The organism is Gardnerella sp. KA01000 (genome assembly GCF_049244035.1).
In the GTDB taxonomy this organism is placed as follows: domain Bacteria; phylum Actinomycetota; class Actinomycetes; order Actinomycetales; family Bifidobacteriaceae; genus Bifidobacterium; species Bifidobacterium leopoldii.
In genome coordinates this window covers 926,958-941,916 of record NZ_CP058367.1, presented here as the reverse complement: position 1 = coordinate 941,916, position 14,959 = coordinate 926,958, and the positions used below count along the sequence as shown (strand labels likewise).

Genomic DNA, 14,959 nt, shown 5'->3' with positions numbered 1-14,959 from the left:
TTACATTCAGGGGAACTTCTAAAGCTCACCGTTGTAGGTAAGAAATGAGGATAATAATTCATGAGCAACTCGTTTGATTGGCGCACAACAGCAGCATGTAGTGACAAAGATCCTGAACTGTTCTTTCCTCTTGGCAGTGCTGGTACAGCAGTTCAACAGCTTGAAGAAGCAAAAGCAGTATGTCGCTCATGTGATGTTGCAACAGAGTGCTTAAAATGCGCATTAGAAACTAACCAAGATTACGGTGTGTGGGGAGGACTAAGCGAGGATGAGCGTAGAACTCTAAAGCGTAGAGCAATGCGCGCACGTAAAAGTCAAGATGCGTCACTATGAATAAATTTTATTCTAGGTGCACTATTTGAGTTAAACTTGCTGATCCTGGAGTGATTAAAACACATCGTCCTGGAAGTTGATAGTCTTCAATATCAAAACTTTTAGATAAAGCAGAAGGTATTCCAAGCATTGTATCTGTGCCAATATCTCCTGTTGGAAATATTATCCTCACTGGTGCTTGCTCAGGTAAACGTAAGTAGCGAGAAGTGCTAGTGCTCATAATAACTGGGTATTGTTTACTATTTAATCTTTTTTGAAAAGCAATAGCAGTTTGTCTCGTATTTAGCGGATCAAGCAATTCATCCGCATCGTCAATAATGATTGGCGTATTTTCGTTGTAAATGTTATTAATGTTTTGTTCGTATAGTGATTTTCCTGAATATATTGGCAGGTTTAAAGTTTTAGAAATTATTTTTAATATTGTTGTTTTGCCTTGTTTTCTACTTCCAATAACAGCGATATTTCCAAGGTGAATTGGTAATAGAGCAGGATATAAGTGTATGGTATCGTCTTGCAAACCAATAATAATATGCTTCGTATGAAATTCTTGAGTACGTAAACTTTGAGATATTTTTTGCTCCGAATTTTTGTATTTGTAATTATTTGAATACTCTGCAAGTTGTTTTGATGAAAGAATCGACGGCAATGGTTTGCTAAATAATTCTGGAGAATGATCATGATGGCAGAATCTACCAGCTAACTGTATTGCTCGTACTAAATGTGCAGGATTGCTGCTTTGAGCACATCGCAAAGCAGCTACTCCTTCTCCAATATTGTAATATGCGGCTCCTGGTGTATTTGGGCTTATTCTAGCTGCATGCGCTGTTCCTAATAATTCTTGCGATTGCATTCCGTCTCTAACTCTCAAGCAAATATTAATAGAAATATTAGCTTTCATATCTGCGCTTACTTGTACGAGTGGATTTTGAGTTCCAGCAATAATATGCATTCCCAAAGATCTGCCTACTGATGCAATTCGTATAAGACGAGGCATGTAGTCGGGAAGTTGATCTTTTAAAGCATGAAATTCGTCAATAACAATAAGCAATGAAGGCTCAGCTGGAGTTACTTGTGCAATATTATTACACCCATGATGAGCTACTAGTCTTTCTCGTCTATCTAGTTCTAGTTCGAGACCTTTTAGAGCGCGTATTGCGTGTTTAAGATTTAAATCTCCTACGTTTCCCATAGCATGTGGGAGTTTAGATAGTATGTCAAAAGTTGCTCCTCCTTTAAAATCCATAAAAACAAACCGTAGCTGCTGTGGGCCGTATTGAAAAGCCAAAGCTAAACACCAAGTCGTAAGAAGTACTGATTTACCAGAACCAGTTGTTCCAGCAACTAAAGCATGTGGTCCATTGTTAATTAAATCTAAATAGCAGTATCCATTATTGCTTATTCCAAGTGGAGCTATAAGGTGTTTAGTTTTTGAATTAGGTAAGTAGTTATAAATATTTGTATTTAGATTTTCCTTCATACTATTAGATTGGTTTTTTGTGTCGTATGTTCCTGCATTTTTTAACCATATTTGCAATACTTCTTTCCAGTGATGTTGCGTATTAGAAATTGCATTTCTTCTCATAAGTAATGTTTCTAAACTTACTGGTGTAATAGTATCTGGCAAACTTTCTACAGTTTGTTGATTATAAGTTAAGTTATTTGACGATTGCGTAGTGTTTAATAATTGAATTTGCTGATTTTGTTGAACACTTTGAATAGAATTTTTCTCAGATATGTATTGAAAAATTTGTGGAATAAGACTTGCTATGTACATCATAATGCTTGGAATAATCATGGTTAGCATCATCCAATTATTTTGCATCCATGCCATTATAGCCAATGCTATGTGAGCGAATATGGGAACTATACTCGCTGCCATCTGTACATGCATAAGTACTTTAGTTGTAGACATTCCTGTATTAGATTTGTTACTCATAAATGTATGAGACAATATTTTTGATTTTTGTGCAATACTTATGCAAGATTGTGGTTAAAAGATATGAGTTTAGTGCTTTCTAAGTTATGGTATCTAATTGAAGTGTTGCTTATACAACAATACTTCGAAATTATTGTTGCTCCGCAAGAGTTCCAACTGATCCAGGTTTATGAGTGCCTGATGCAAGTTGGTTGAATAAATCTAAGTTTTTAGCATCATCGAGAAGCACAGATGAACCAACTCCTGGAACTTGATAGTCAGGATTCGTCCAATATACTGTTCCAGATATGCCTGACGGTCCAGTTGCTTCTTTGAATGCTTGAGCCATTTCCCATAATGTTCCTGGATTGGTTTTCTCGTCAAAAATAACTGAAGCAAGTCCCGTTTCAGCAAGCTTTTTTACTTTTCCAAAATTCAATAATGTATTGTGATCTAAAGCTTTTTTCATAATAGCTGCAATAACCATTCGTTGACGTGCAGCTCGTCCAAAATCAGATTCTGGATCTGCGTATCGCATTCGCGAAAATGCTAACGCTGTATTCCCATCAACGTGATGGCATCCAGAAGTCCAATTTAACCCGCTAAACTTATCGCTTACGGTACGGTTGTAGCATAAATCAATGCCGTCTATAGCGTTAACAACATTAGTAAGACCGCCAAAACGTATTTCTGCAACATGGTCAATGCGATGACCTGTAATTTTTTCTATTGCTGCTGTTAATGCTTTATTTCCAGCTGCTTGCGCAACGCTATTAATTTTTACTTGTTCGCCATTTAAAGAAACAAGAGAATCTCGAGGAATAGAAATTAGAGAGCTGTGACCATTGCTCGGCTTTGTCAATACAAGAATAGTATCTGTTCTAAATCCTGTTATCTCTTTAGCTTCTTCGCCTTCTCTTTGATCAGAACCAAGAATAAGCCATGCTTTGCCTTGAGTGCTAGGAGTATTAGTAAGCCAAGTAGTGCGGTTAATTCTTGAGTCAACCCAGTTCCATGAATATACCCCAAAACCAGTTACACCTACTGCCAGAACAACAAAAAATGCAATAAATGCATGTAAAATTCTGTGCGGTTTGTGCGGTAGTATTTTTGCTGCACTTCCAACTGCTTTATTTATAGTTGTTGGAATACGCATTTGTGAAATAGAACTTGTGCGCGGTGCTGGTCTTGGTTGCAATTGCGATGTGTAAGAAACAGGTCTAGAAGAACATTGTTCTGGACTTTTTAAGATTCTTGTTCTTTGAGTTGTAGGCGCAAAAGACGGCGCTTGTGATGGAAGCGCATTAGACTCTATTTTGCCTCTTTTTACGCGTTTTGGAGTGAAACTAGGAGGCACGTTTGAGTTAGATGAATCGTTATTATGAGAAGGAGTGAAGATAGGTGGGTTTATATTATCTTCAGAAGGGTCCTCATACAATCTCGAATTCATGCATCCTCCAAAATAAGCATATGCGCCATATATCTTCAATGACTATGAGTATATAATATACAAGTTATGCTCGTACATTAATATTCATAGATTACATCTTGCTTAATTGTTTACTTTTTTCTAGGCACAGCGCAAAGTACATTGTTTGCATACTTGTCTGCAAAGCCAACGTATTGTCCTGTTTGTGGATCGTGAATAGTTCCATTTTCAGGATTTACAATTCCTCCAGTATTTGGATCAATAAGTTGTCCTTGAGAATTTTTTATTAATCCTGTTTTTGGATCAACATGTCCCATCTTCTTTGGATTTGTAGTTTTATTAAGTTTGTCGTTTTCGCTTATATTGCTATTGTCATCCGTATCTTCATTGTCTTGATCGTTCGTATCCTTAGGCGAATTATTGGCATTCTTTTTGTTAGTGCCGTTAGTTTTATGATTTAGCGATAGCGGTTTATTTTCACGCATTAAATCCCAAATATTGTCTGCTTCGTCAGACCATACAACACGATTTGGATCATAAGGATCTGGAATAACAGGAGTAGTACGAGCATAAATATGTGAAGAATCTAATTTACGCATGCTTAATGCCAAACCGACCAAAGTGGTAGGATTGGCCAAGCCTTCACTTATATTTAATGCTCCCAACGATGCTTTTGCAAGCTGGTAAAGCTCACTTGTCTGAGTAAATAAGTTTTTAGACAGTGCTTGATGTAAAAGCTGTTTAATCAAGTATTGCTGTCTTGTTGTTCGCATTATGTCAGAGCCATCGCTTGCTGTATCGTGGCGCATTCTAGCGTATTGAGTAGCAAGTCGACCATTAAGATGCTGCATTCCTTGTTTGAAATTTACACCCGTATAGGCATCGCGAGTTGCTATTGGGATGCATACGGATACTCCACCAACTGCATCAATCATATTGCTTAATCCACTGAAATCAGCGACTATAAAATGATGTATATTTAAACCAGTAAGTGAATTAACAGCTTTTAACGAGCATGATGCTGCTGAGGCTAAATCTCCGCCTTGTGCATATCCTAAGGCGAAAATTGAATTAAACATCACATGTTTTCTTGCAGGAATATGTCCTTTTGTAGTGTCGCATGCTGGTGCGTTTACCATAGAATCTCGTGGAATAGAAACGATATTCATGTATGATCTATCTGCGCTAATTTGAACTACCATAGTAGTATCTGACTGATGATCACCAGTTTCACCGTCGTGTGTGAAGCTTTGATTGTTCCCATCTCGAGAATCTTGACCTAAAACAAGAAAAGTTACTGGTTTGCCTGCGTTAATATCAAGTGTCTGATTAGCTTCTGGATCTTTAGATATGACGTTTACAACTCTGTTACTTACAGCAGAAGAAAAATCTAACCACACTGCAGCTATGATTGTTGAAAAGAATGTAAGTACTGAAATAACAAGCATACACAGTATCTTGCGCGTGCGGTTAATCATTCTATAACCAAGACTATGATGAGGAGTTGAATTCCAATCTTCGCCTGGTTGGTACCGCATGCCTTCATGATACCGTGAAGTTGTCATCGTACCTTCTTTCTCAATAATGAGGAACCTTTTAGGTTGTGGCAATATCATTTCTTTTGCCATCGAATAAATCAATATTCAATGGACACATATAACGCGCCATTATAGTACATGGCAATGAGATTTATGACACCTGGTTGTGTTGAATATTATTTGATCTTTTAATGAAAATTTTAATAAGTTTAAGCAAATATTCTAATTAAATTTATATGGAATGCACTGGTTAATATGAACAAAAATATTAATAAAATATGTATAAATTTATTTAGAATTACGACTTGTGTTTTGGTGGATACATACCCCCTGCGTAAACTGGTAAGTATGGATTCGATAACCGCTCATAATCTTACATTTGAAGACGAAGTTTTACAGGTGCTGTCATCTGCGAAAGATGCGCATCCTCATGATGTGGATTCGTCCATTATGGCAATGATGTGTGTGGAGCGAGATACTCGTTTTTATGCTGATACGTTACATGCAGTACTAAGCCAATCAATTCTTCCTGGAACTTTGGTAATAGTCGATTGTGCTAGTCGAGTAAAGCAGACTATGCAAACGAATTTACAAATAAAAATTAATTCATCTATGCTTGCGGGAGCAATTAATACTAGAAAATCATTATTGCAGAATGCTAATAATATCGATTCCAATAATACAATTGATAGCGATTCAAAATATAGACCAAATACTAATCGCGTAAATAATGCTCGCGTAAACAATAGTGAAAATAAATCTGTACGCATAATTATTATTCCCATTTCTTATGCTCATTCTTTTGGAGATGCAATAGAAAAATCTTTGCGCAAGATTTTGCCTTGTGCAGGAGTTTCTGCATTATGGCTTTTGCACGATGATTCTCGTCCTGCAGACTTCCATTGCTTAGAATATTTGCGTGAAACTTGGCGCAATACTCCGACTGCATCAGTATTGGGAGCTAAACAAGTTGATTGGCAAGGAAATATCTTGCACAACGTTGGAATGTATGCTTGGCGTCACGGTGTTCATACTCTTACTGTTGACGGCGAGCCAGATCAAGAACAGTATGATGGGCGTGGAGATGTGTATGCAGTATCGCTAGCAGGTGCTTTAGTCACATTAACTGCATGGCAGACTTTACGCGGTACGCAACCATGGATGACAACTTTTGGCGAATCAAGAGATTTTTGTCGTAGAGTATGTCTATCTGGAGGTCGTGTTGTTGTAGTTCCTTCAGCTCGTATCGCACACAGGCGTGCAAGGTTAGAAGGTATCCGTACTCGTAACGGTGATGCTAGAAATCATAATAATTCAGGATCTAAATATGGTGTAGCAGCTTCTCTCGTAGCTAAGCAGCGTTACAAATACACTGATATTAGTATTTTTTTGTGGCCTCTTATATGGATTCTTAGTTTGCCTGCTTGTTTCGTTGGCGCTTTGCATTCGCTGTTTGCTAAACATCCTTATATAGCGTGGATCCGTCTGCTTTTGCCATGGCTTGCTATTATGCAATTACCTAGAGCAGTTTTTGCTCGCAGAAGGATTGCAAGGAATACTCGTGTTCCATTAAAGCGACTTGTTCCTCTTATCGCAGATCGTCATCAAGTTGCACGTTGGCGTGATCGTAGTTCTGCTTTCCAAGCTCAACAGCATTTCGTGCTGTTAAGTCCTCTAGCGAAACGGCATTTGCATATTCGAGTGTTGCGTAGGTGGAGTGCTGTTATTCTTGCGTCTCTTCTTCTTTTTGCAGTCATATTGAATTTATATGGCTCTCCATGGCGTGAAATTTTAAGTGGCGCTTCTTGGAATGCGCAGCAATGGTTACCAACGGGTGCAGATTTCAATCAACTATGGAATTCTGCTATTGGTGCATGGGTTCCTGATGATGGTTTTGGACCTGCAATTCCTCCAGCACCATGGCTAAGTATTTGGGCAATCGCATCAACTGTGGTTGGTGCTAACCCGTTATTGGCTGTCACATTAATGTTCTTCTTAGCTGCTCCAGCTATGTGTTTAAGTTTTTGGGCTCTTGCTGGCGTATTTACGCGCTCGGATACTGTACGTGTATGCGCTGGTATTTGCTGGACTATGATTGCTATTGCTTTTGGTTTGTTTGCACGCGGTGATTTGCCAATGTTAATGACTATGGCATTTTTGCCTGCAGCATTTGCTTTTGCGTTCCATGCTGTTGGAATGTACGTAACAGAAGATCCTGTGCGTCCTGTTAAATCCACTCAATGTGCAGCATGCGCAGCATTATGCTTTATGGTTCCAGTAGCTGCAGAACCGCAGCTTGTTTTGCCTCTTATTGTTATTTTTATTGCAGCGTTTATTATGGTGCGCTCTCATCGTATTATGTTTGCGCTTATGCCTATACCATCGATAATTGTTCTGCTTCCTACAATAGGAAGTGCTATTAGATATGGCGGATCTGGAATGTGGCGTCAATTGTTCTCTAGTATGGCTTTGCCATTGAGAAGTGTGCAAGGTGCTCCACGCGTAAGCGATTACGCTGATGTTTTGTTGCACGCTTTTAATATGGCTTCTCCTAATGTTGAAATTAATATGCCATTGATGAGCTTAAGAACAATAATAATGGTAATTTTTGCAATTCTAGCTGTTGTTATGGCTGTTACGTCATTAACTTTGCCTTTTGCTTTGCGAGTTTCTCGAATGATGTGGGTTGTGATTATTTCCGGAATGCTGTTATCTCTTATTGCTGCTCGTGTTGTAGTTGCATCCGATATTTCGGGACCTGTTGCTGCAAGCGTTTTGCCTGGAGTCGCATTATCTACTGTCGGCATTTTATCTTGTATGTGCATGGTTGCCGGTCAAGCTGTTCGACGCTTTGAGCCACTACGTACTTCGAAGGAATCTGAGTCCCAAATTTTTGATAACTATAAAACTCGTGCAAGTAGACGTGCTGCAATGCGTCGTTCTGCGGCACAATTGTTGCAGCACATAATTCGCGTAGCACGCGCTGTTCTTGCAAGTGGCATGTTGACTATGGCGGTTCTTTTGGGTCTTTTTGCTGTATTGAGCGGACCTGCTACATCTATTTGCGCAAATAACAATGAGCTCCCTATGGTTGTTTCTGATTATTTGCGAAAAGACGATACTCGGCGAATACTTGCTTTAAGAGCTCAAAGTAGCCATGATTTGTCAATCTCTATTATGCGAACATCTAAGGGAGATGCAATAGACGAATCTCCAGCACTTCGTGTTAGACAAGTAATGTTTGGTGATTCATCAAGTAATAAAGCAATATATCGCGCCTCAGCACAATTGTTATCTCATGCAGATAATGGCGCAATTTCAACGTTAAAGCAACTTGGAATTGGCGGTATTTATATTGTTAATAGTTCAGAAAATAAGCAGGTTTCCCATAAAACTTCTATGTCAATACAACAATTGTTACATCCTTCTGTGCAAACTGTAAGTAATGTTAACAAAGAAGCTACTGAACAATTAATTGCACACGTTAACGCTTCTGACGGTACACAATTGGTTGTTTCATCACCGCAAGGAACTTATTGCAGATTTGATGGTGTGCCTGATTCTAAGTCGTTGTCTTCTACATCTCCGTATTATCGATCTAGGCCTCTTGCGTGGAGAGTTCCTTGGATTATTGTTTCTTCTATGGTATTACTGCTGTACTGTATTGTTGCCGTGCCTCGATTTGGCAGACATGCAATGATAGAACGTTCAGATGACAGGCATGAGGAGGAATTAGATGAACTGGCATAAAAATCCTCATGAGGGCTCTAAGCATGGTGAAGTAAATGCAGATGTAGATATTAATCGCAAGAACAAAATAGTCAGTATTGTCTCACTTGCTATTTTTAGTGCAATAATACTTATTGCTTCTGCATGTGTTGTTGCATTATGCTTACCAATGCCTCACTTTGTAGATAATCCTAATACTCCATCTAGTGGCGTTATAAGTAGTGTTGGTTCTACTCGTTTGCAAACTATTTGTCCTATTCGATTGTCTCTTCCAGATTTGACTCAATATGGTGATAGCGAATATAACGAATCAGAAGGCGATTTACAATCTTCTGCTCGTTATGGTGCTTTTGGAGATGTGTATAGTTCTAGCTTGCGTAACATACGAGATAACAATGATCAATCTATTACGTTGAATTCAAAATCAACTGATGATGATACGTCAGCTTTTATTGCTAACAATAATGTAAATCATGACGCTCAAGTTCTAGAAGGACATTTATCACGAGTTGGATCTGGCACTGGAATATCTGCTTCCATGGTTTCATGGGCTACTAAAGGTGACGTAAAAGGTTTATCTGCAACTACCTGTTCCATGCCGTCTATGAAACAGACATTCCTAGTTCCAGAATCTGCTGATGGAATTTCTATTCGTTTAGAAGCATTTAATGCTGCTTCAAAATCTACTGTTGTTCGTGTTAAAGCTTGGTCTGCAGAACATGGCAACAATCAGTTAAATCTTTCTACAGGAAGTGCTTTTACTGTTCCTGCTCGTTCTCACGCATATTTTGATCTTGCTGCTGCTTCTCCTAAGACTTCTGGATTATACGTGCAAGTTGAGAGCGAGCAGACACCTATAGCATCATTTGTAAAAGTCGTTCATATGAGTGGCTTATCTGTAAAAGGTGTAGATATTGTTCATGAATTAAGCACTCAATCTAATACAAATATTCTTTCAGGTATTAGTGAAGGCGATCAATCTAAGTTATATGTATGGCCAAATAAAGATGGTGATGTGACACTTTCATGGATGAATGATACAGGTTCTAAAGAAGTAAAGAATTTGACGTTAAAAGCACACCATTTGCAAGTTGTCGATCTTGGAAAAGTTCCAGAGCATGTTAATGCTTTGAGCGTAAGTGGAGATGTTCCTACTCAAGTAATGATGTCTATTACTAAAGATGGCAAAGATAATCAGTCAGATGTAGCTTTTATTACACCATCTAACGTGCAAGGTAGTGGCGCAATTGTTTCACCTGTTTCTGCTAATGAAACAGCTCTATACCTTTCTTCTTCAAGCGATAAAGATACTTCTGTGCGTTTGCAAGGATTTGATTTAAATGGTGTATTAGCTGCTACAAAAAACGTAACGATTCCTGCGAATGCATCTTTAAGAATTCCTGTTTCAGACATTTCGCACGATGTAGTTATGTTTATTGCGAAATCGCATAGCAAAGTTTCTTTGTCTGCCCGTATTCATAAAGATGAAATCGATAAGGCTGGTATAGCAGGTATTTCTTGGCTTTCTGCGCAATCTTTGGAGCCGCAAGAAATGAAGGTATACGTTAAAACTGACAATCATATTGTGCAATAATACGAATAAAAATATTGCTATAAGCGACTATAAATTAATTAAAATACTTGATAATTTTAATTAATTTAAAAATTGTTTACAGACCCCAATCTGGGTCAATTTCTTCTGGTCTGCGACCGTATAGTTCTGCTAAGCGTTGCACAAGCTCATCTCTGATAGCATATTGAAGTTCACTTCTGCTGCTTACATGAGTGCATAGCGGAAGCCTATACAATACAATTCTAGATTGCATACCACGGCTAGCTGGAAACGCTTGTGAAAGTATTCTGCGGTTTTGTTCCCATAACAGTGGTTGTGAAGGTGGCACATCTTCTACTGCAAATTGAACGTCTTTAGTTAATGCTCTCCAAGCACTGTTAAGACGTCTAATTTGAGCCGCTACCATAGCATCGAACATTCCGCTAGCGGTTCTATATTGTGGCAGGCGAGTACCAAATATTGGTGCCCTAAGACCTCTACCATGCCTATTTCTATAGTGACGTTCTTCCCAAATTAGACCTGTCATGCTTCCACTTTACGAGAAGGCTAGGGCAATAATATGTAAATAATTAATATGCGGTGTGTGAAATACGCTCACACTATAGAATACTGTATATATGGTTTTAAAAGTCAGGAGGATTTGTAATGCTCAAACCAATAGTGCATGATTGGAATGAGTTTAATCTTGACTTGAGCATTGCTGAATCGTCTCTTATTGCTTTTGATTTAGATAACACACTGGCATGTTCTAAAAAACCTATGCTTAAATCGATGGCTGAATCATTAAGTAAGCTGATTGATATAATTCCTGTTGCTGTAATAACAGGTGGCTGCTTAGAGTTAGTTAAGAAGCAAATTTTAGATATGCTAACTACTGGCACTAATCTTAAAAATATTCACATAATGCCTACTAATGGAACTAGTTATTATCGTGTGAATAATGACATGTCATTGCAATGTGTTTATGAGCATAGTATCGATTTTAAGCAAGCGCAATGCGTTATTGATGCAATACACAAGTGTGCAAAAAATATGGGCGTTTGGAAAGAACCCGGCGATCCAATGCTGTGGGGAGAACAGATAGAGAACCGCGGTAGTCAAATTACTTTTTCGGCACTAGGACAACTAGCTCCTATTGAATATAAAAAAACTTGGGATCCTAGCGGTTGTTTGAAAGCTCAACTTGCACAAAGCATTTCTCAAGCTTTACCTAATTTTGCTGTACGCGCTGGAGGAGATACTAGCATCGATATATACAGGCGCGGTGACGATAAAGCTCAAGCTTTGCGAATGCTATCTCAATATTGTGATTTTAATATTGAAAAAATTACTTTTATTGGCGATCGTATGTATCCTGGAGGAAACGATTATCCTACTGCCTTTACAGGAGCGTTAGTTGTTAAAGTAAGTAATCCTTCGGATACCTTAGAGCTTTGTAATAAGGTACTTAATATTTTAGAAATATAGAATTTTATTAATTTTTCATTTTAAAATACCTTTTATCCACAATAACATTTTTTATTTGCATAGTTAATAAGCGATCGCATATGCTGTCATTATGGTTGGGAGACGCAAGGTTATAAACCACCAAAACAAAAAGAAGTATAGAAGCGTGACATCTCATGGGGGATTAGCATGTCACGCATCTGTACCTTGTGGTGTATGTGAAAACAAGGATGTTGATTCTGTAAATTGGCGTTTTGCTACTTGGAAGAATGTAGCGATTGCTTTATTTAATTTATTTTTGCCTCGCGCATGTGCAGGCTGTGATACTCCAGACTATATATTGTGTGACAACTGCAAGAAAGCGTTGCAATGCTGGAAACGTGTACCATTTACCAGAACACTATGTGGATATCGCTACGCTTGCGGTTCGTATTCTACGGTTGTTCGTCGCGCAATATTGTTATGGAAGGATCATTTCGATATTGCATGTGACAAAATATTTGGCGAACTTATTGGCGATTTAGTAGTAGAAGTTATATCTAAATTTTTGCGCTCGCATTCTTGTTATATAAGTGAAAATCCTATATTTGTTATACCAGTTCCGTCATCTAAGTATTCATCAAGACATCGCGGGCGTAAACATATGTTGCCTGTTGCAAATTGTGTTGCTAAACGATTGTGTAATAGTGGCATTAGAGCATACGTTTTAGATATTGTAAGTATGAATGCTAGAATTACTGCGAAATCAGTGCAAACTTCCGGTTTTCGTGGAAGGTCTAACAGAATTTCTAAAGCGTTTAGCATCGATTTCAAAGAATTGAGAAAGCAAAAGTCTGAAAATCAACGCGAGTACAAAGCTATTGTATTGGATGATATTGTAACTACTGGCTCAACTATGAATAGCTGCGTTTCAACTCTACAGAGTAGTGGAATTACTGTTTTGGCATGCTTTTCTTTAGCGTGTGTATGCAATAAAGATGATCGTACAGCAGATTACGAATGTTAGTTTACTATTGTATTGCTATAGTTTAGCGGAAGCGTAATCTCAAAGTTTGGACCACGCTTATCGTCTACTACTTTTACAGTTCCATGGTGCAACTGTGCAGCCCAACGAGCAATTGACAATCCTAATCCTGTTCCTCCTGATTCTGTGCCAATTCGCTGATTTCCTTTAACAAATCTTCTGAAAATATCGGCGCGATCTTCTTGAGGAATTTGTTCTCCAAAATTCACAACATTACATATTACAGAGTTTTGGTTGTGATTAATATGAGCACTTATAAGGACACGAGTTCCATCATCTGAATGTTTTAGAGCGTTGGAAATAATATTAGTAAAAAGTTGCGAAAGGCGAGCTTGATCTCCTGTTAATTCAATCTCATCATTAATTTGAACTTCAATATTATGATTATGGCCTGAATCAGCTATCTCTAATGGCTCAATAATTTCGTCAATAAAGTCTGTGAAATTAAATGAAGTTATATTAAGGCTTTCCGCACCTGCTTCAACTCTAGATAAATCAAGAAGGAAAGTAATAAGATCAGCAAGTCTATGAGTTTGGTTTAATATAGCTTCCATATTAGATGGAGTAGGATCAACAACTCCATCTGCAAGATTTTCAAGCATTGCTTGTAAAGCAGAAACAGGAGTGCGTAATTCGTGGCTTACGTTTGCTATAAGCTCTCTACGCATCTGATCTGCATGTTCAAGTTCTTCTGCCATTTCATTAAATGCAAGAGTTAATTTACCTACTTCGTCACGACGATTTTCTACAGCAACTCGTACAGAGTAGTCGCCGTCAGCCATGGCTTCTGCAGCATTTTTCATTTGACGAAGTGGTGCTGTAAGTCCTCTAGAAAAAATGTATGTAATTCCTAGAGCAACAATAAGCGTTAATGGCATTGCAATCCAGCCATTTAGACCAGTTTTAAGTAAAAACCATGCCATTACAAAAGCAATTGCTGTTGCAAAAACAATAATTGCCGAAAGTTCAATTTTTAGAGATGAAAAAAATCCGACAGGTCTATTTGGATAATTATGCTTTATAGAAGAATTCGTAAATCGAGTTTTTGACTTATTTCTAAGTTGAGGATTTGAGTTTTTATTTAATAAATTACGTTGTTTAGTATTTTTATATTGTTCAGAATTAGCAGTATCTATTTTATTTTTTAATACCATTTACGAATTTTCCGAAGCTAAAGTGTTGTAACTATTTACTATTTATGAAAGTTATAACTATTTATGAAACTTGTGATTGCAGAACTTTGTCGTAATCACTAATAGGTGGCTCGAATGCGTATCCTATTCCGTGTACAGTACGAATCCATTCCGATCCAATTTTATGCCTTAAAGACTTAATGTGCGAGTCCACTGTGCGAGTTCCAGAGGCATCTGGCCAATCCCACACCTCTTCAAGTAACTCTTCACGCTTAAATACGGTATGAGGATGACGAGCTAGAGTAGCGAGTAAGTCAAACTCAGTTGGTGTAAAATGTACCTCTTTGTCGTTTAAAGTTACAAGTCTTTGACGAGGTCTAATAATAAGTGACCCAAAATTAATTGTGCGTTCATGTTCCATTGTCTTTGCTATTTGCGATGCGCGTTCTACGCGTCTCAGCAATGCTGCGCAACGAGCAATTAACTCACGTGGCGAAAATGGTTTAGTCATGTAATCATCTGCGCCTGCGCTTAAGCCAACAATTTTATCGGCTTCTGCGTCGCGTGCTGTTAACATGAGGATAGGGACAGGCATTTTGGAGATAATTCGTCGAGTTGCTTCAATCCCATCCATAATAGGAAGCATAATATCCATAATTATGAGATCAGGTTTTAGTTGTTCTGCAGCTCTAACAGCAGACGCTCCATCTGCAGCGACTCTTGCTCTCCAGCCTTGTGCAGTAATGCGTTGTGCAATTGCTGTAGCAAGATCTGGCTCATCCTCAACAACGAGAATCGTACGAGCATTTACGCTAGCTGATGGAGCGTTTAGCATATTT

Annotated in this window: 11 protein-coding genes; 5 read left to right on the top strand and 6 right to left on the bottom strand. The window is 38.2% G+C overall.

What is annotated here, in order from left to right; genetic code table 11:
* Window positions 1–60 precede the first annotated feature (60 nt).
* Window positions 61–333 (top strand): WhiB family transcriptional regulator, encoded by a 273-nt coding sequence (locus HXT58_RS03475; protein ID WP_004107118.1) that lies wholly within the window; start codon window positions 61–63, stop codon window positions 331–333.
* A gap of 7 nt (window positions 334–340) precedes the next feature.
* On the opposite strand, the gene HXT58_RS03470 is transcribed toward HXT58_RS03475, so the two are convergent.
* The 3 genes from HXT58_RS03470 to HXT58_RS03460 all read right to left on the bottom strand — a co-directional run bounded on the left by HXT58_RS03470 (window position 341) and on the right by HXT58_RS03460 (window position 5,242).
* Window positions 341–2,164 carry an FtsK/SpoIIIE domain-containing protein gene (locus HXT58_RS03470; protein WP_174191645.1) on the bottom strand — a complete coding sequence of 608 codons (1,824 nt, stop codon included), beginning with the start codon at window positions 2,162–2,164 and terminating at the stop codon, window positions 341–343.
* Window positions 2,165–2,399: 235 nt separating this feature from the next.
* Window positions 2,400–3,698, bottom strand: a complete 1,299-nt coding sequence (locus HXT58_RS03465; RefSeq protein ID WP_032842522.1) for an LCP family protein — start codon at window positions 3,696–3,698, stop codon at window positions 2,400–2,402.
* Window positions 3,699–3,808: 110 nt separating this feature from the next.
* Window positions 3,809–5,242: an LCP family protein gene (locus HXT58_RS03460; RefSeq protein WP_415705968.1), complete on the bottom strand. Its 1,434-nt coding sequence runs from the start codon at window positions 5,240–5,242 to the stop codon at window positions 3,809–3,811.
* A 321-nt stretch (window positions 5,243–5,563) separates the two neighbouring features.
* On the opposite strand from HXT58_RS03460, the gene HXT58_RS03455 reads away from it, so the two are divergent.
* Together HXT58_RS03455 and HXT58_RS03450 are read left to right on the top strand one after the other, a co-directional pair.
* Window positions 5,564–8,965 carry a glycosyltransferase family 2 protein gene (locus HXT58_RS03455; protein ID WP_415705883.1) on the top strand — a complete coding sequence of 1,134 codons (3,402 nt, stop codon included), beginning with the start codon at window positions 5,564–5,566 and terminating at the stop codon, window positions 8,963–8,965.
* Window positions 8,952–10,538: a DUF5719 family protein gene (locus HXT58_RS03450; RefSeq protein ID WP_415705885.1), complete on the top strand. Its 1,587-nt coding sequence runs from the start codon at window positions 8,952–8,954 to the stop codon at window positions 10,536–10,538. The genes HXT58_RS03455 and HXT58_RS03450 overlap by 14 nt, the downstream gene beginning before the upstream one ends.
* 76 nt (window positions 10,539–10,614) lie before the next feature.
* On the opposite strand, the gene HXT58_RS03445 is transcribed toward HXT58_RS03450, so the two are convergent.
* Window positions 10,615–11,043, bottom strand: coding sequence for a metallopeptidase family protein (locus HXT58_RS03445; RefSeq protein ID WP_004119868.1), 429 nt, complete (start codon window positions 11,041–11,043; stop codon window positions 10,615–10,617).
* 119 nt (window positions 11,044–11,162) lie between these two features.
* Here HXT58_RS03445 and HXT58_RS03440 point away from each other — a divergent pair, with 119 nt between their 5' ends.
* Window positions 11,163–11,984 carry an HAD-IIB family hydrolase gene (locus tag HXT58_RS03440; protein ID WP_004119866.1) on the top strand — a complete coding sequence of 274 codons (822 nt, stop codon included), beginning with the start codon at window positions 11,163–11,165 and terminating at the stop codon, window positions 11,982–11,984.
* A gap of 91 nt (window positions 11,985–12,075) precedes the next feature.
* A complete protein-coding gene (locus HXT58_RS03435) occupies window positions 12,076–12,969 on the top strand; it encodes a ComF family protein (RefSeq protein WP_415705887.1) in 894 nt (297 codons plus the stop codon).
* Here the strand turns inward: HXT58_RS03435 and HXT58_RS03430 are convergent.
* Together HXT58_RS03430 and HXT58_RS03425 are read right to left on the bottom strand one after the other, a co-directional pair.
* A complete protein-coding gene (locus HXT58_RS03430; protein ID WP_004107079.1) occupies window positions 12,966–14,141 on the bottom strand; it encodes a sensor histidine kinase in 1,176 nt (391 codons plus the stop codon). The two genes, HXT58_RS03435 and HXT58_RS03430, sit on opposite strands and share 4 nt — an antisense overlap.
* A 61-nt stretch (window positions 14,142–14,202) precedes the next feature.
* Window positions 14,203–14,955 carry a response regulator transcription factor gene (locus tag HXT58_RS03425; protein WP_410294536.1) on the bottom strand — a complete coding sequence of 251 codons (753 nt, stop codon included), beginning with the start codon at window positions 14,953–14,955 and terminating at the stop codon, window positions 14,203–14,205.
* Window positions 14,956–14,959: the final 4 nt, after the last annotated feature.